This window comes from Roseococcus thiosulfatophilus, assembly GCF_017311575.1.
In the GTDB taxonomy this organism is placed as follows: Bacteria; Pseudomonadota; Alphaproteobacteria; order Acetobacterales; family Acetobacteraceae; genus Roseococcus; species Roseococcus thiosulfatophilus.
Map to the genome: position 1 here is coordinate 1 of NZ_JAFFQY010000010.1, position 16,209 is coordinate 16,209.

Consider the following 16,209-nt stretch of genomic DNA (forward strand, 5'->3'; position numbering starts at 1 on the left):
ACGTTGCTGCCCGGCACGAAGCGGTCCCGCGCCGAGAGCCCGCGCAGGACAGTGTCCTGCACCAGGTCATCGGCGTCATGCGCGTTGCGGGCCATGTTCCGGGCGTAGGCCCGCAGGCGTGGCAGCAGCGCCAGAAGCTCCTGTTCGAAGGTCACGCCATGATCTCCCGGAACCCGGCTGCCGGACCGTTATCGGCGCCGCATCAGCCCCGCCAGGAGCGCCACCACGCCGAAGATGATCAGCGCCCAGAACAGGATGCTGGCGACACCCCCCGCGGCCGCGGCCACGCCGCTCAGTCCCAGCACGCCGGCCACGATCGAGACGATGGCCAGCACGATGATCCACCAGATGACCTTCATCGGCCGCCCTCCAGCCGCGGGCCTGCCGGCGGCGGGGCGGTGGGGCCATCCGGCGTCTGGGGAGGCATTTCCTGCGGGATGGGAGGAAGGTCGGGCCCCGGCGCCGGCGGGGGCACATCGGGCCCGGGCGGCGGGGCGGGCGGCACTTCCGGTGGCGGCGGGTTCGGCCAGGTGGAGGCGGCGTGGGGGGCCATGGCGGGGATCTCCTTCATCTCCCCGCCTCAACGGCCCGCGGGCCGCCGGGTTTCAGCTTCAGCCGCGCGGGCCGGCGACAGGCGCCTCCTGGTCGGTGGAGAACCGGATGTCGCAGGCCAGCCCCTCAGGGCGCCACTGACGCTCGATGGTGCCGCCCAGCGACCCCTCGAAGCTGTGGGTGATGATCTGCGAGCCGAAGCTGACGCGTTCCGGCGGACCATCCAGCGCGGGCCCCCCGCTCTCGCGCCAGTGCAGCACCACCTCCTGCCCGCGCAGCGACCAGCGCACTTCGAGGCGGCCCTCGGCCGTGGAGAGGGCGCCATACTTCGCCGCGTTGGTCGCCAGCTCGTGCAGCGCCATCGAGAGCGGCTGCGCCACATGGGGCCCGACCACCACCTCCGGGCCCTGGAGGGTCACGGGCGAATCCTCCTCGCCCACCCCGAAGGGCTCCAGCTCATGGTGCAGCAGGTCGCCCACGCTGGCGCCCTTCCAGCGGTGGCGGCCCAGCAGGGCCATGGTGCCGGCCAGGGCGCGGATGCGCGCCTCCAGCACCTCGACATATTCCTCATGCGTGTCGGCGGTGGTGACGCGCAGGAGGCCCGTGACCACGGCCAGCGCGTTCTTCGCGCGGTGCTCGACCTCATGGGCCAGCATCTCGCTGTGCGCTTCCGCCTCCTTGCGGTCGGTCACGTCATAGGCGACGCCGATCAGCCGCGCGCCAGGCCCGCCCTCCGGCGGCACGAGGCGCGCGCGCACGATGATCCAGATGGTCTCGACCCCACCTTCCTCGGTGGGGCGGTTGAGGCGGAACTCGCTGCGCAGCCAGCCCGCGCGGTTGGCCTTCGCCATCTCGCGCCGCACCCGCATCCGGTCATCCGGGTGCAGCCGGCGCATCGCCTCCTGCAGGTCCGGCTGGCCGTCGGCGGGGTCGAAGCCCCACAGCTCGATCATCTTGGGCGACCAGTTGAGGGTGCGCGTGGCGGGGAACCATTCCCAGGTGCCGATGCCCACCGCCTCCTGCGCCAGGCGCAACCGCGCATCGCTCTCGGCCAGCGCCATCTGCGTCTCGCGCAGGGGGGTCACGTCCACATGGGCGCCGCGCAGCACGCGCGGACGGCCATCCGCGTCGCGCTGGATCTCGCCGCGCGCCGCGATCCAGCGCACCTCGCCCGCGGGCGTGACGATGCGGTAGCTCTGCGCGTAGTCGGTGATGCCACTCGTCTCCGACACGGCTTCCAGCAGGGTGGATTCCGCGCGCTCCCGGTCATCGGGATGGAGGCGGCGCACCCAGTCGGCATGGCCCTCCACGGCGGCACGCGGCGCCAGGCCCTGCAACGACATGTACTCCGCCGAGCGCAGGCTGACGCCGGTGGCGAGGTCCACCTCGAAAGTGCCGACCAAACCGAGGCGCGCGGCGCGGTTCAACCGGTCGGCATCGCGCTCCAGGTCCCGGCCCAGCGCCGCGTTCGCCGCCCGCAGGCGCAGCTGGTCCGCGCGCACGCGCAGGCTCAGCCAGAGAAGTGCCGCGCTGGCGGGCAGGCCGAAGACGAAATAGCCCAGCATCGCGCGCTGCCAGCGGGCCACGATCTCCTGCCGCGGGCGCAGCGCCACCGCATGCACGTCGAAGCCCTCGATGGGATAGGCGGCGAAGAGCGCGGGCAGGCCGTCCTGCGTGCGCGTGGACATGTAGATGTGCGAATGGCGCCGCCCCGCCGCGATCTCGTGAAAGGGGCTTTCCAGCGACACCTGGGGCAGCGGCTCCGTCTGCCCCACGCTGCGGCTGAGCACATAGCCGTCGTCGCGCACAAAGGCGAGGCTGTCCGTCGGCGCCTGGAGGCGGCGCATGCCCTCGGCCAGGGTGTTGGGGTCCACCGAGACGCCGATCAGGCCATCGAAGGCGCCGGGTTCGGGGAGGTCATTGCCTGTGTCCTCGCGCCGGCGCGCCACGGTGAACAGCAGCGAGCCGTGGATGCGGCCGCTGAACTGCCGGCTGATGAAGACCTGCGGCGCGTCCTCGGCGCGCAGCGCCTCGAAGTAGTCGCGGTCGGCCATGGAGACGGGCGCCTCCGGCAATGGCAGGCCGGTGATGAGCAGCGCCCGGCCCTCCCGGCTCACCACATGGCCGAAGGCGGCGTGCGGCAACTCGCGCACGATGCGCCCGAGCTCGCCCCGCAAGCCGGGGCCCGCGGTCAGGACCTGCTCATCCGTCAGCCCGCGCAGGCGTTCATTGATGCGGCCCGCGCCCACGGCGTAGCCCGTGAGTGCCCGCGCGCCGTATTCGGCGGTGGCCTCGGCCGAGCGGAGCAACTCCTCGCCGGCCTCGGCCCAGGTGAGGCGCCACATCACCCATCCGCCACCGCCCAGCATGCACAGGGGCAGCAGCACGGCCATGAGGGGCAGGAGCTGGACAAGGCGCGTACCGCGGGGTTGCGGCGCGCGGCTCGTTCCGCGCAAGGTTTCTGGAAGCCCAACCCGGGCATCACCCCGCGGCCTGGCTGACGGCATGCTTCCGTAGGGCGGCGCCGTGACCCGAAGCTCGGCGGATTTGGAGGCGTGGGTCACGTCGCGAGCCTTCGGCTGTCCAGGGGGAAGGCGATGAACTCGATCTTTCCGAATGATGCGGCAGCCAAGCTACACAGAAACCTTGACCGCCGCCACACCTTCGGCCCGCATTTCCCACCCCGGCAGGACAGTTACAGTAAAGTAAAAACGACGCACTTCCAGTTGGCGTCCCCGGCGGAGACAGTCACGCCAGGTGTGCCTGGATTTCCGCGTCTGAAACGATGTCCCGCCTTCAAAAGAGTTGTGCCGGCAACCAAGTGGCCAATGCCGGAAAGGCCATGACAAGCCCGATGGCCAGCAGCTGCAACAGCACATAGGGAATGACGCCGCGGTAGATATCCCCCGTGCCCACGCCCGCCGGCACCACGCCGCCCAGGTAGAACAGCGAGAAGCCGAAGGGCGGCGTGAGGAAGCTCGTCTGCAGATTCAGCGCGATCAACACCGCGAGCCAGATGGGGTCTATCCCCATGGCCAGCAGCACCGGGCCCACGATGGGGACCACGATGATGGTGATCTCCACGAAGTCGAGGAAGAAGCCCATCAGGAAGATCAGGATCATCACCGCGACCAGCGCGCCATGCGCGCCACCGGGGATGAGGGAGAGCAGCTCCTTCACCGTCTCGTCGCCACCCAGCCCGCGGAACACCAGCGAGAAGAGCGTGGCGCCGATGAGCGTCGCGAAGATCATGGCCGTGATGGTCATGGTCGAATGCGACACGGCCGAGAGCACCCCGCCCCGGAAGGTGCGCCACAGCGCGAGCGCGATGCCCGCCGCCAGGATGACCACCAGCACCCCGGCGACGCCGATGGCGATGCGGTCGGCCAGCGGGGGTGCGCTGCGGCCCAGGCGCATGTCAAAGAAGACGCCCAGCAGCACGAGGCCCACGGCGGCCAGCCCCGCCAGCCACATCAGCCAGCCGCGCGGCCCGGGCTGGCGCAGCCCCGCCAGCAGCGTGGCACCGATGGCGCCGACCGAGGCCGCCTCGGTCGGCGTGGCGACGCCGGCGAGGATGGAGCCCAGCACGGCGATGACCAGGATGATGGGGGGCAGCAATGCCCGCAGCAATTCGGCGGTGGTGACGCGCCCCGCCTCCTCGGGCGGGATGGCGGGGCCCATCTCGGGCCGGAACAGGCTCAGCAGCAGCTGGTAGAGGATATAGAGCCCGACGAGCATCAGCCCCGGGATCATGGAGCCCGCGAAGAGCTGCCCCACCGAGACCGTCTGCACCGAGAACAGCCCCTGCGCGAGCTGCGCCTGCTGGTAGGCCGCCGAGATCACCTCGCCCAGGATGACCATGACGGTGGAGGGCGGGATGATCTGCCCGAGCGTCCCCGCGGCACACACGGTGCCGCAGGCGAAGCGCTTGTCGTAGCCGCGCCGCAGCATGGCCGGCAGCGCGATCAGCCCCATGGTGACGACGGTGGCGCCCACGATGCCCGTGGAAGCGGCCAGCAACGCCCCCACCACCGAGACGCTGATGGCCAGGCCCCCGCGCACCGTGCCGAAGAGGCGGCCCATGGCCTCCAGCAGCTCCTCCGCGATGCGGGAGCGTTCGAGCATGATGCCCATGAAGACGAACAGGGGAATGGCGACCAGCGTCTCGCCCGTCATGGTGCCGAAGATGCGCTGCGCCAGCGCCGCCAGCAGGAAAGTGTCGAAGACGCCGAGCAGGATGCCGGCCGTGCCGAAGACGATGGCGCAGCCCACCAGCAGGAAGACGACGGGAATGCCCGTCAGGATCAGCCCGCAGAGCGAGGCGAACATCAGCAGGTCCAGCACCTGCCCGATGGCGGCGGTGCTCATGCCTCGCCCTGCCTTTGCCGGTGCGGGAAATGCGTCGTGGCCGCGCCTGTCAGCACCGCCACGCAGCGGATGCCAATGGAGACGGCCTGCAACCCCAGCAGGATGCCCATGGCCGGGATGAGCGATTTCAGCGCGGGCACGAAGGGCACACCCCCCAGCGCCATGGGCCCCTCGTTCTGGATCCAGGATCGCGCCGCGTAGTCCCAGGAGGCCCAGACGACCAAGGCGCAGAAGGGAAGTGCGGCGACGATCACGCAGACGAGGTCCACCGCCGCCTGCCGCCGCACGGACCAGCCGGCATAGAAGACATCCACCCGCACATGCTGGTCCACCATCCAGGTATAGCCCATCACCAGCATGAACAGCGTGGCATGGATGTAGATCACGCTCTCCTGCATCCAGACGAAGGAGGAGCCATAGGCGTAGCGCAGCACCACGACGATGAACTGCACCAGCACCACCCCCAGCGCCAGCCACTTGACGCCCTGGGCCAGGAACCGGCTCAGGGCGTCATGCGCGTCGGCGGCACGCAGCAGGAAGCGCAAGCCGCTCAGCCCCAGCGGATCGGCAGGGCGCGCGAGTTGAAGTTCCCCGCGTAGGATTGCAGCATGTAGGCTTGGCTGCGGTTGCGGAACTCCGCGTAGCTGTCGGCGATGCGCTTCACCAGCGGGTCCTGGTGGGCGCGCAGCTCGGCCAGGATTTCGCCCGCGATGTTGCCGAAGGCGATCAGCATGTCGCGCGGCACTTCCTTCACCTGCACGCCATGGCGCGTCACCAGCTCGTTCAGCGCGATGGGGTGGCGCACGTCGTATTCGCTGGTCGTCTCCTCATGGAGCGACAAGGCGCAGAAGCGCACCACGGCCTTCAGGTCATCCGGCAGGGCGTTCCAGCGGCCCATGTTGATGCCGATCTCCTCGGCGGAGGACGGCTCCTGCACGCCCGGGTAGTAGTAGTTCTTGGCCACCTGGTGCAGGCCGAGCGGCAGGTCCGAGAAGGGGCCGACGAATTCGGCGGCGTCAATCGTGCCCGACTGGAGCGCCGCGAAGATCTGCCCGGCCGGCAGCGACACGACCGAGGCGCCGGCGCGGCGGAACATCTCGCCGCCCAGGCCCGCGGTGCGGTAGCGCAGGCCGCGGAAGTCCTCGAGGCTGTTCAGTTCGCGGCGGAAGAAGCCCATCCATTGCGGGCCGCTGTCGCCCACGATGAAGCCCTTCACGCCGAAGCGGGCATACATCTCGTCATACATGGCCTGGCCGCCGCCATGCATCATCCAGCCCTGCCGCTCATAGGCCGTCATGCCGTAGGGGAAGCTGCCGAAGAAGCCGATGCCGGGCGACTTGGAAATCCAGAAGGAGGGCACGCCGTGGTAGAGATCGGCCGTGCCGGCCGCCACCGCGTCGAAGGCGCCGGCGGGGGGCACCACCTCGCCGGCCGCGAACAGGCGCACCGTCAGCCGCCCGCCCGACATCTGGCCGATGCGGTCGGCGCAGCGCTGCGCGGCCACGCCGGGGCCCGGCAGGTTGCGCGGCCAGATGGTGACCATGCGCCACTCGATCCGGCCCTGGCTGAGGGCGGGGGTGGCCAGGGTCGCGGCGGTCGCGGCCGCGGCCGAACCGATGATGGTGCGTCTTTGCATCTTCGTCTCTGCCTCTTGTGTTCTTGTGGGTGATGTCAGGTGAAGCGGGGGAAGTCCGGCCCTTCGAGGGGCGCGCCATCCGCCAGCCGCAGATGCCGCATCGGGGGAGAGCCTCGGCCGCCGCGGTCGCGGAACACCGCGTCATCGCCCACCCAGCGCGCCGAGAAGACGCGCCGCCGCCGCTGCGGCGAGGTGTTGGCCGGCGCGCCATGCATGGTGCGGTAGTGGAAGGCCACCGCATCGCCCGGCTGCATTTCCCAGCCCAGGATGCGGTGCTTCTCGCGCTCGGCATCAATGTCGGGCATGTCCTCGCGGTCATCGCCCTCGTAGAGGTCGGTGCCGTCGAAGCGCTTGGGCTTGAGCGCCTTGGTCCAGAGGTGGCTGCCCGCCACGCATTCCAGCGTCACGTCCCGGCCCACGGGGTCGAGGGGAATCCAGAAGCTGACGCTCTGCTCCGCCTCCACGCAGTAATAGGGCGAATCCTGGTGCCAGGGGGTGACGAGGCTCGTCCCCGGTTCCTTCACCAGCACATGGTCGTGGAAGAAGCGCGCCCCCTGGCTGCCCATCAGGCGGCGGGCGATGGCGGCCCCCGGCCCCTGCTCCACGAAGGCGCGGAATTCCGGGATGCGCTGCCAGTTGCACAAATCCTGGAAGAAGCGCGCGCTGCCATCCTTGGGCGTGTAGCTGCGCTCATAGGGGCCGGGATGGGCCATGAGCGTCTCGATGCCGGCGCGCAGCGGTTCCACCCATTCGGCGAAGGCGCCGCGCAGGAGGATGGCGCCGTCCTCGGCGAAGGCCCGGGCCTCGGGGTCGGTTGCGATGGCTTGGTCCATGGGGGTCACTCCGCTCCCTGCGATCGGATGCTGCTTCCCGTCCCGCACGCTGTAAAGCAGGCCGCGGCCGTCACATTCCAATTCCAAGCGCCGGCAGCTTCAACCCTGTGCGGCGGGCGTGCTCAATGGCCAATTCATAGCCAGCATCGGCGTGGCGCATCACGCCCGTGCCCGGGTCGTTCCACAGCACGCGCGCGAGGCGCTTCGCCGCGGCCTCCGTGCCATCGGCCACGATGACCATGCCCGCATGCTGCGAGAAGCCCATGCCCACCCCGCCGCCATGGTGCAGCGACACCCAGGAGGCGCCGGAGGCGGTGTTCAGCAACGCATTCAGCAGCGGCCAGTCGGAGATGGCGTCCGAGCCATCGCGCATCGCCTCCGTCTCGCGGTTGGGGGAGGCCACCGAACCACTGTCCAGGTGGTCGCGCCCGATGACGATGGGCGCCTTCAGCTCGCCCTTCGCCACCATCTCGTTGAAGGCGAGGCCGAGCCGGTGCCTGTCCCCCAGCCCCACCCAGCAGATGCGCGCGGGCAGGCCCTGGAAGGCGATGCGCTTGCCCGCCATGTCCAGCCAGCGGTGCAGGTTGGCGTCATCCGGCATCAGTTCGCGCACCTTGGCATCGGTGCGCGCGATGTCCTCCGGGTCGCCCGACAGCGCGGCCCAGCGGAAGGGCCCGATGCCCCGGCAGAAGAGCGGGCGGATATAGGCGGGCACGAAGCCCGGGAAGTCGAAGGCATCGGCGACGCCGGCCTCCTGCGCCATCTGGCGGATGTTGTTGCCGTAGTCGAGCGTGGGAATGCCCAGGCGGTGGAAGCCCAGCATGGCCTCGACATGCGCGGCCATGGAACGCTTGGCGGCGGCCACCACGCCATCGGGGTCGCGCTCCCGCCGCTCCTCCCACTCGGCCAGCGTCCAGCCAGCGGGGAGGTAGCCGTTCAACGGGTCATGCGCGCTGGTCTGGTCCGTCACCACATCGGGGCGGATGCCGCGGCGCAGGATTTCGGGGAAGACCTCCGCCGCATTGCCCAGCAGGCCGACCGAGACGGCGCGGCCCTCGCGCTTCGCGGCCTCGATGATGGAAAGCGCCTCCTCCAGCGTGGCCGCCTGGGTGTCGAGGTAGCGCGTGCGCAGCCGCATCTCGATGCGCGAGGGCTGGCATTCCACGGCCAGCATCGAGGCGCCGGCCATGGTCGCCGCCAGCGGCTGCGCCCCGCCCATGCCGCCGAGGCCGCCCGTCAGCACCCAACGGCCCGCCAGCGAGCCGCCATAATGCTGGCGGCCCACTTCCGCGAAGGTCTCGTAGGTGCCCTGCACGATGCCCTGGCTGCCGATGTAGATCCAGGAACCGGCCGTCATCTGGCCGTACATCATCAGCCCCGCGCGATCGAGCTCGTGGAATTTCTCCCAGGTGGCCCAATGCGGCACCAAATTGGAGTTGGCGATCAGCGCGCGCGGCCCATCCTCGGTGGTCCGGAAGACGCCGACGGGCTTGCCCGACTGCACCAGCAGCGTCTCGTCCGGCTCAAGGCGCGTGAGGCTTTGCACGATCCGGTCATAGCTGTCCCAGTCACGCGCCGCGCGGCCGATGCCGCCATAGACCACCAGCTCCTGCGGGCGTTCGGCCACGGCGGCGTCGAGGTTGTTCATCAGCATCCGCATGGCCGCCTCGGCCGCCCAGCTCTTGCAGGTGAGTTCCGGGCCGTGCGGGGCGGTGATGATGCGGCTGTTGGCCATGCGGCTCATGCGTCGGTGTCCAACTCAGGCAGGGGGTGGGCCGTGGCGGCGGCGAGCGCGCCGTCCCGCACCAGGGATGTGGCGGCGGCGATGTCGGGGGCCAGGAAACGGTCGGCCAGCAGTAGGGCCACCCGCGCGCGGATGGCGGCATGGGCAGCTTCCAGCGGCGCGGAGCTGGTCAGCGGGCGCCGATGCTCCAGCGCCTCCGCCGCAGCCAGCGCCTCGATGCCGATGATGCCGGCGGCGTTCTCCGCCATCTCCAGCAGGCGGTATGCGGCATGGGTGGCCATGGACACATGGTCCTCCTGGTTCGCCGAGGTCGGGATGCTGTCCACTGAAGCAGGCGCCGCCCGCTGCTTGTTCTCGGAAGCGAGCGCCGCCGCCGTCACCTGCGCGATCATCAGCCCCGAATTCAGCCCCGCATCGCGCGCGAGGAAGGCGGGTAGGCCGGACATCACCGGGTCCACCAGCAGGGCGATGCGGCGCTCGGCGAGGTTGCCGATCTCAGCCAGCACCAGCGCGATCTGGTCGGCCGCGAAGGCCACCGGTTCCGCGTGGAAATTGCCGCCGGAGAGGATGGACCCATCCTCCATGACCAGCGGGTTGTCGGTGACGGCATTGGCCTCCACCGCCAGCGTGCGCGCCGCGAAGCGCAACACATCCAGCCCCGCCCCCATCACCTGCGGCTGGCAGCGCAGTGAATAGGGGTCCTGCACGCGGTCATCGCCCTCGCGGTGGCTTTCGCGGATGGCGCTTCCCGCCAGCAGCCCGCGCAGGGCCTCCGCCACGTAGCGCTGGCCGGCATGGCCGCGCAGCGCATGGATGCGCGCATCAAACGGCGTGTCGGAACCGCGCAACGCATCCACCGTCAGCGCGCCGGACACCAGCGCCGCCTGGAACACCCGATGCGCCGCGAACAGCCCCGCCAGCGCCAGCGCGGTCGAGACCTGCGTGCCATTGATCAGCGCCAACCCCTCCTTGGGCCCGAGGGCCACGGGCGAAAGCCCCGCCCCCGCCAGCGCCCGCGCGGCCGGCACGTTCGGCAGCACCGCCCCTTCGCCCAGCATGGCGGCCGTCAGGTGCGCGAGCGGCGCCAGATCCCCCGAGGCGCCAACCGAGCCCTTGGCCGGGATCAGCGGCAGCACTTCGCGCGCGCGCATGGCCTCGAGGAGTTCCACCACCTCCCAGCGCACGCCCGAAGCGCCGCGCGCCAGGCTCGCGGCCTTCATCGCCATGATCAGCCGCACCACAGGCGCGGGCAGCGGCGCCCCCACCCCGCAGGCGTGCGAGAGGATCAGGTTGCGCTGTAAGGCCGCGAGGTCCGCATCGCCGATCCGCACCGAGGCCAGCTTGCCGAAGCCGGTGTTCACGCCATAGGCCGTCTCGCCCCGCGCGATGACGCCCGCCACCGCCGCCGCGCTGCGCTCCACCGCCACCCGCGCGCCTTCGTCGAGCGGGGTCGCCGCCCCCTCCAGCACCGCGCGCCATTGCGCCAGCGTGACCTCACCAGCCACGAGGCTCATGCCCGCACCCCTCCATGATATCGCGCCCAGAGCGGCGAGGGCCCGATCTGCGCCACCACCTGCGCCAGGCTGTCCACCGACCACAGCGCCAGGTCCGCCCGCTTGCCCGCCTCCAGGCTGCCCGCCTCCGCCCGCAGCCCCAGCGCGCGCGCCGCATGGATCGTCATGCCGCGCCACACCTCCTTCACCGTCATGCCGAACAGCACGCAGGCCAGCGTGGCCGAGACACGCAGCGAGGCGATGGGCGAGGAACCCGGGTTGAGGTCCGTCGCCACCGCCATCGCGACACCTTCGGCGCGGAAGGCGGCGATGGGCGGCTTGCGGGTCTCGTTCAGCATCAGGAAGGCGCCGGGCAGGATCACGGCCACCGTGCCCGCCTGCGCCATGGCCGCGGCCCCGGCATTGGAGCAATATTCCAGGTGGTCGGCCGAGAGCGCCCCGAAGCGCGCGGCCAGCGCGGCACCGCCCGTGTCGCTCAACTGCTCGGCATGGGACTTCACCGGCAGGCCCGCCGCCCGCGCCGCGGTGAAGACGCGGGCGCATTCGGCGCCGGTGAAGGCGATGCCCTCCTGGAAGACGTCCACCGCATCGGCCAGACCCTCGGCCGCCAGCGCCGGAATCATGCGGTCGCACACAAGGTCGAGGTAGCCCGCACGCGTGCCATCCGGCGGCACGGCATGGGCGCCGAGATAGGTGGCGCGCACCGTCACGGCACGCTCCCGCGCCAGCGCGCGGGCCACGCGGAGCTGGCGGCGTTCCGTCCCCTCGTCCAGGCCATAGCCCGACTTCACCTCGACGGTGGTAACACCCTCCGCCAGCAGCGCATCCAGCCGCGGCAGGGCGGCGGCGAGCAGCGCGGCCTCATCCGCCGCGCGGGTGGCGCGCACGGTGGAGGCGATGCCGCCGCCCGAGCGGGCGATGTCGGCATAGCTCTCGCCGGCCAGGCGCCGCGCGAACTCCTCCGACCGGTCGCCCGCGAAGACGAGATGCGTGTGGCAGTCCACCAGGCCGGGCGTGATCCAGCGCCCCTCGCAATCCACCCGTTCGGCGGCCTCGAAGCGCGGCGCGCCCTCGCGCGGGCCGGCATAGGCGATGCGCCCGTCGCGCACCGCCAGCACGCCATCCTCCACCACGCCGAGCCCCGCGCCCGCCATGGTGGCCAGCCGCGCGCCCTCGAACAGCAGATCGGCAGGGATGCCCGCCATGCGCCAATCCTTGCACTGGATGGACGTGCCGCTTTCCTGCGGCCCGCGTGATAATGTATAGACATAATACACTGCGGAGACGGCCGATGCGCAAGCTGCTTTTCGCCCATGCCCTTCTGCCCGAAGGCTGGCGCCGCGAGGTGCTGGTCACGCTCGATGCCACAGGCCGCATCGCCGCCGTGGAGCCCGGCGCCACGGGCGGCGAACGCCAGGATGCCATCGCCCTCCCCGGCCTGCCCAACCTGCATTCCCATGCCTTCCAGCGTGGCATGGCGGGCCTCACGGAACAGGCCGGCGCCAGCGAGGACAGCTTCTGGACCTGGCGCGAGCTGATGTATCGTTTCCTGGGCCAGCTTACCCCCGAGGATGTCGAGGCCCTCGCCACCCTGGCCTATGCCGAGATGCTGGAGACGGGCTTCACCCGTGTCGGCGAGTTCCACTACCTGCACCACGACGCCGAGGGCCGCCCCTACGCCAACCCCGCCGAGATGGCCGCGCGCATCGCCGCCGCCGCCGCGGCCACCGGCATCCACCTCACCCTGCTGCCGAGCTTCTATGCCCATGGCGAAGCGGGCGGCGGCGCCCCCCTGCCCGCCCAGCGCCGCTTCCTGAACGACCGCGACGGCTTCGCCCGCCTGCTGGAAGCCAGCCGCGCCGCCATCGCGCCCCTGCCGGGTGCCGTGCTGGGCGCCGCCCCCCACTCCCTGCGCGCCGCCACCTTCGCGGAAATCCGCGACGTGGCCGCCATGCTGGCGCCCGGCGAACCCCTGCACATCCACGCCGCCGAACAGGTGCGGGAGGTCGAGACCTGCCGCGCCATCCTCAGCGCGCCCCCCATCCAGGCCCTGCTGGATCAGGTGGGCCTGGATGCGCGCTGGTGCCTGATCCATGCGACCCACGGCACCGAGGCGGAACTTGCGGCCGTGGCAAGGGCGGGCGCGGTGGTGGGCCTCTGCCCCGTCACCGAGGCCAACCTGGGCGATGGCATCTTCCCCGCGCCCAGCTATCGCGCGGCGGGGGGCCGCTACGGCGTGGGCACGGACAGCAATGTGCTGATCGGCGCGGCGGAGGAGCTTCGCACGCTGGAATACGGGCAACGCCTTTCCCTCCGCACCCGCAACGCGCTCGCCCCGCGCGAGGCCTCCACCGGCCGCGCCCTGTGGGACGCCGCGCTGGCGGGCGGCACCCAGGCCCTGGCCGCCGGCCCCGCCGGCCTCACCCCCGGCGCCTGGGCGGACCTGGTGCTGCTCGACCCCGCCCACCCCGCGCTGGCCGCGCGCGAGGGCGACCGCTGGCTGGACGCGCTGGTCTTCGCCGCCCGCACCTCGCCCATCCGCGAAGTCTGGGTGCGCGGCCGCCGCATGGTGGAGGATGGCCGCCACCCCCTGCGCGCGCCCGCCGAGGCGCGCGTCGCCGCCGCGCTGGCCCGCATCCTGGCCGCATGACCGACTTCCCGCTGGACGGCCAGGGCCCGCTACACGCGCAAATCCGCCGCGCGGTGGCCCAGGCCATCCTCTCGGGCCGCATCCCGCCCGGCGGGCGCATCCCCTCCGAGGCGGCGCTGATGGCGCTGTTCGGCGCCTCGCGCATGACGGTGCACCGGGCGCTGGCCCAACTCGCCACCGAGGGGCTGGTGCGCCGCAACCGCCGCGCCGGCACCATCGCGAGCCCGGAGGCGCGCGGCCGCGCGGTTTTCGAGATCTGGGACATCGGCGCCGAGATCGCCGCCGCGGGCGGCACCCACAGCCATGACATCCTGCACCGCGCCATCCGCCCCGCCACCGCCGCAGACGCCGCGGCGCTGACCGTGGCCGAGGGCGCGCCCATCCTGGCCCTGACCACCCGCCACCTGGCGGATGGCCGCCCCGTGCAACTGGAGGAACGCCGCATCCATCTCCAGGCCGCGCCCCAGGCGGCGGCGGAGCGCTTCACCGAGACCCCGCCCGGCCGCTGGCTGCTGGACCACATCGCCTGGACCGAGGCCGAGCACAGCATCCTCGCCACCAGCACGCCGGCGCGCATCGCCCGCTTCCTCGGCATGGCGCCGGGCGAGCCCGCGCTGGTGGTGGAGCGCCGCACCTGGAATGGCGAGATTCCGGTCACTTTCGCGCGGCTCTGGCATCCGGGCGGGCGGCACCGGCTGGTGGGGCGCTTCACCGCGGGCGGGGCCGGCTTGCCAATGCCGCCAGGCCGCCCGCACCATCGGGCATGACCTTCTCCCTCATCGGCCATTGCGCCCGCACGGGGCAGTTCGGCTGCGCCGTCACCACCTCGGCCATGGGCGTGGGCGCCCGGGTGCCCTTCACCGAAGCGGGGCTCGGCGCCGTGCTGACGCAGCACCGCACCGACCCGCGCCTGGGCCCGCGCGGCCTCGACCTGCTGCGGAGCGGCTGTTCGGCGGAGGAGGCACTGGCCGCGCTGGTCGCCAGCACGCCCCATCACCGCTGGCGGCAGATCGCGATCATGGACCGCGCCGGCCGCACGGCGCATTTCGACGGCGAGGCGGTGAAGCACGCCCGCGCCGCGGTGCATGCGCCGGGCTGCATCGCCCTCGGCAACATCATGGCCAATACGGAGGTGCCTGCCGCCATGGCCGCCGCCTTCGCCGCGGACGCCCACGAACCGCTCGCCGAACGGCTGATGCGCGCGATGGAGGCCGGAGAAGCCGCGGGCGGCGAGGGGCGACCCCTGCTCTCGGCCTGCCTGCTCGTGGTGCACGAACAGCGCTTCCCCTATGTGGACCTGCGCGTGGACCTGGCCGAGGCCGCGCTGCCGGCGCTGCGCGTCCTATGGGACCGCTACCGACCGGACATGGATGAGCATGTGGTCCGCGCGGTGGACCCGGAGGCCGCGAAGCCGCCCGTGCTGTAGGCGGCAGCCCTTCGCGGGCCGCCGTGTCATCCGGCGCCGCGTGTCCGCTTCACGGCTTCCAGCAGCAATTCCTGCATGACGCGCTGCAGCGCCTCGGTCGCGGTGCGGACATCCTGCATCGCGCGCTCCATTTCCGCCACGTCCAGCGTGGCGGCGTTGACCGCCGCGCCAAGTCTCTGGCGCGCCTCGCGCAGGTCATACAGGGCTTCGAGCGCGCGCCGCCTATCCGCGCGCAGCAGGCTTCGGAACTCCGCGCGGACTTCCGGGGAATAGGCGGCGCCGATGGCCTCGGGCAGCCTGACGGCATCATGACCGGCACCCCAGTTCCGGACCGCGTGGCCCAGGAGGAACATGTTGGCCAGCACGGACAGCGCCAGCGCCCCGACGAGCAGCAGCCGCGGCGAGAGACGTCGCGTCACAGGAAACCCTCCTCACCCACGAGCGCTTCTGGAGCCGGCCAGCCCACGCCCAGGACCCCCAGGGGCGTTTCGCCGGCGGCGAGCGCCAGCAACGCGTCATCCACCCCGCCGAGGCCCGCGCCCCCGATCGCGTAGCCGGCAAGCCCCGCCATCACGAGCACGGCCGCGCAGCTCGCGGCCGCGGCGGGAATTCGCCAGGCGGGCATGATGGCGGCGACGCGGAGGGGTCTGCGCCGCCCCTGGCCAAGCCGTTCCTGCACCTTGCGCGCCAGTTCCCCCCCGTCGGTCTCCATCTGCGCGGCCCGCAGGATGAGCCGGTCGATTTGCGCATCCTCGTCACCATCCGCGCTCCCGTCCGCCCTGATGAGCAGCCATTCGGCCTCCTGCCGGTAGGGCGCGGGCCAGGCCGAGATGTCGGCGCCGAAGCGGCGCCTCAGGCCTTCTAGTTCTTCATCCGTCATGTCGGCCGCCCTCGTGCTTCCCCATGTGAATCCCGCGACGTCCCCAGCCGCGCCCGAAGGGTGCGCCTGCCGCGCACCAGCAATTGCTCGACCGAGCCGGCGCTCGCGCCCATCACCTCGGCGATGCCGGGCACATCGAGGCCGGCCACCGCGCGCAGGAGCAAGGCCATGCACTGCCGTTCCGGCAGGCGGGCCAGTCCCTCGCGGACAATGGCCAGTTCCTGCCGCGCGCCGACGCGCGCATCGGCCTGGCGGGCTTCGTCGGCCAAGGTGTCATGCACGTCGTCGAGACCTATGAAGGCGCGAAAGCTTCGCCGTCGGCGCGCATCCACGCAGCGGTTCGCCGCGATCCGGTAGAGCCATGTCGAGGCGCGCCCCTTGCCCGGATCGAAGCGCGCCGCATGCTTCCACACCGATACGAACACGTCCTGCACGACATCTTCCGCATCGGCCGCGCTGCCGAGATAACGGGCAGCGAAAAGGCGCAGGCCATGGCCGTGGCGATCCATGAGGCGCACCAGCGCCGCCTGCTCACCCGCGGCGGCGCGGAGAATGAGACCGTCATCCTCGCCCGGCGCATGCGGCCCATGTCCCGCGCCTGTCACG

General features: G+C 71.7%; 16 protein-coding genes. 3 read left to right on the top strand and 13 right to left on the bottom strand.

Going from position 1 to position 16,209, the window contains the following annotated elements; translation table 11 throughout:
* The 10 genes from JTN19_RS20045 to hutI form a co-directional block, all read right to left on the bottom strand.
* Positions 1-155 (bottom strand): sigma factor (locus JTN19_RS20045; protein WP_340643283.1); only part of this gene is annotated, 155 nt, incomplete at its 3' end.
* A gap of 33 nt (positions 156-188) precedes the next feature.
* Positions 189-359: a DUF1328 family protein gene (locus JTN19_RS05400; protein ID WP_206930894.1), complete on the bottom strand. Its 171-nt coding sequence runs from the start codon at positions 357-359 to the stop codon at positions 189-191.
* Between the two features lie 252 nt (positions 360-611).
* Entirely contained in the window at positions 612-2,945 is a 2,334-nt protein-coding gene (locus JTN19_RS05405) for a PAS domain-containing protein (RefSeq protein ID WP_206930895.1), read from the bottom strand.
* Positions 2,946-3,348: 403 nt separating this feature from the next.
* The gene (locus JTN19_RS05410) at positions 3,349-4,920 is read right to left on the bottom strand and encodes a TRAP transporter large permease (protein ID WP_206930896.1); all 1,572 of its coding nucleotides are present in this window, start codon (positions 4,918-4,920) and stop codon (positions 3,349-3,351) included.
* Positions 4,917-5,465 (bottom strand): TRAP transporter small permease subunit, encoded by a 549-nt coding sequence (locus tag JTN19_RS05415; protein WP_206930897.1) that lies wholly within the window; start codon positions 5,463-5,465, stop codon positions 4,917-4,919. The genes JTN19_RS05410 and JTN19_RS05415 overlap by 4 nt, the downstream gene beginning before the upstream one ends.
* Before the next feature lie 5 nt (positions 5,466-5,470).
* Positions 5,471-6,556: a TRAP transporter substrate-binding protein gene (locus tag JTN19_RS05420; RefSeq protein ID WP_206930898.1), complete on the bottom strand. Its 1,086-nt coding sequence runs from the start codon at positions 6,554-6,556 to the stop codon at positions 5,471-5,473.
* A 35-nt stretch (positions 6,557-6,591) separates the two neighbouring features.
* The gene (locus JTN19_RS05425; protein ID WP_206930899.1) at positions 6,592-7,389 is read right to left on the bottom strand and encodes a phytanoyl-CoA dioxygenase family protein; all 798 of its coding nucleotides are present in this window, start codon (positions 7,387-7,389) and stop codon (positions 6,592-6,594) included.
* A 70-nt stretch (positions 7,390-7,459) separates the two neighbouring features.
* Positions 7,460-9,133, bottom strand: coding sequence for a urocanate hydratase (hutU, locus tag JTN19_RS05430; protein ID WP_206930900.1), 1,674 nt, complete (start codon positions 9,131-9,133; stop codon positions 7,460-7,462).
* On the bottom strand, positions 9,130-10,647 hold the full coding sequence (gene hutH / locus JTN19_RS05435; RefSeq protein ID WP_206930901.1) for a histidine ammonia-lyase: 1,518 nt from the start codon (positions 10,645-10,647) through the stop codon (positions 9,130-9,132). Before hutH ends, hutU begins: the two co-directional genes overlap by 4 nt.
* Entirely contained in the window at positions 10,644-11,852 is a 1,209-nt protein-coding gene (hutI, locus tag JTN19_RS05440) for an imidazolonepropionase (protein ID WP_206930902.1), read from the bottom strand. Before hutI ends, hutH begins: the two co-directional genes overlap by 4 nt.
* A gap of 86 nt (positions 11,853-11,938) precedes the next feature.
* Between hutI and JTN19_RS05445 the strand changes: the two genes are divergently transcribed.
* From JTN19_RS05445 to JTN19_RS05455, 3 genes are read left to right on the top strand one after another with little or no spacing between them, the layout of a single operon-like run.
* Positions 11,939-13,297 (top strand): formimidoylglutamate deiminase, encoded by a 1,359-nt coding sequence (locus JTN19_RS05445; protein WP_206930903.1) that lies wholly within the window; start codon positions 11,939-11,941, stop codon positions 13,295-13,297.
* Entirely contained in the window at positions 13,294-14,064 is a 771-nt protein-coding gene (locus JTN19_RS05450; RefSeq protein WP_206930904.1) for a UTRA domain-containing protein, read from the top strand. Before JTN19_RS05445 ends, JTN19_RS05450 begins: the two co-directional genes overlap by 4 nt.
* Complete coding sequence (locus JTN19_RS05455) at positions 14,061-14,723, top strand: DUF1028 domain-containing protein (protein WP_206930905.1); 663 nt, start codon at positions 14,061-14,063, stop codon at positions 14,721-14,723. Before JTN19_RS05450 ends, JTN19_RS05455 begins: the two co-directional genes overlap by 4 nt.
* Before the next feature lie 26 nt (positions 14,724-14,749).
* Here the strand turns inward: JTN19_RS05455 and JTN19_RS05460 are convergent, their stop codons facing one another.
* The 3 genes from JTN19_RS05460 to JTN19_RS05470 are packed head-to-tail and all read right to left on the bottom strand — an operon-like array spanning position 14,750 to position 16,208.
* Complete coding sequence (locus tag JTN19_RS05460) at positions 14,750-15,142, bottom strand: periplasmic heavy metal sensor (RefSeq protein WP_206930906.1); 393 nt, start codon at positions 15,140-15,142, stop codon at positions 14,750-14,752.
* Positions 15,139-15,603: a hypothetical protein gene (locus JTN19_RS05465; RefSeq protein ID WP_206930907.1), complete on the bottom strand. Its 465-nt coding sequence runs from the start codon at positions 15,601-15,603 to the stop codon at positions 15,139-15,141. Before JTN19_RS05465 ends, JTN19_RS05460 begins: the two co-directional genes overlap by 4 nt.
* Positions 15,600-16,208: an RNA polymerase sigma factor gene (locus tag JTN19_RS05470; protein WP_340643281.1), complete on the bottom strand. Its 609-nt coding sequence runs from the start codon at positions 16,206-16,208 to the stop codon at positions 15,600-15,602. Before JTN19_RS05470 ends, JTN19_RS05465 begins: the two co-directional genes overlap by 4 nt.
* Position 16,209 lies beyond the last annotated feature (1 nt).

Coding starts and splice junctions, on each gene's coding strand:
- hutH (WP_206930901.1), bottom strand. CDS start 10,647: ATGAGCCTCGTGGCTGGTGAGGTCACGCTGGCGCAATGGCGCGCGGTG.
- JTN19_RS05465 (WP_206930907.1), bottom strand. CDS start 15,603: ATGACGGATGAAGAACTAGAAGGCCTGAGGCGCCGCTTCGGCGCCGAC.
- JTN19_RS05410 (WP_206930896.1), bottom strand. CDS start 4,920: ATGAGCACCGCCGCCATCGGGCAGGTGCTGGACCTGCTGATGTTCGCC.
- JTN19_RS05400 (WP_206930894.1), bottom strand. CDS start 359: ATGAAGGTCATCTGGTGGATCATCGTGCTGGCCATCGTCTCGATCGTG.
- JTN19_RS05445 (WP_206930903.1), top strand. CDS start 11,939: ATGCGCAAGCTGCTTTTCGCCCATGCCCTTCTGCCCGAAGGCTGGCGC.
- hutI (WP_206930902.1), bottom strand. CDS start 11,852: ATGGCGGGCATCCCTGCCGATCTGCTGTTCGAGGGCGCGCGGCTGGCC.
- JTN19_RS05420 (WP_206930898.1), bottom strand. CDS start 6,556: ATGCAAAGACGCACCATCATCGGTTCGGCCGCGGCCGCGACCGCCGCG.
- JTN19_RS05450 (WP_206930904.1), top strand. CDS start 13,294: ATGACCGACTTCCCGCTGGACGGCCAGGGCCCGCTACACGCGCAAATC.
- JTN19_RS05425 (WP_206930899.1), bottom strand. CDS start 7,389: ATGGACCAAGCCATCGCAACCGACCCCGAGGCCCGGGCCTTCGCCGAG.
- JTN19_RS05455 (WP_206930905.1), top strand. CDS start 14,061: ATGACCTTCTCCCTCATCGGCCATTGCGCCCGCACGGGGCAGTTCGGC.
- JTN19_RS05405 (WP_206930895.1), bottom strand. CDS start 2,945: ATGGCCGTGCTGCTGCCCCTGTGCATGCTGGGCGGTGGCGGATGGGTG.
- hutU (WP_206930900.1), bottom strand. CDS start 9,133: ATGAGCCGCATGGCCAACAGCCGCATCATCACCGCCCCGCACGGCCCG.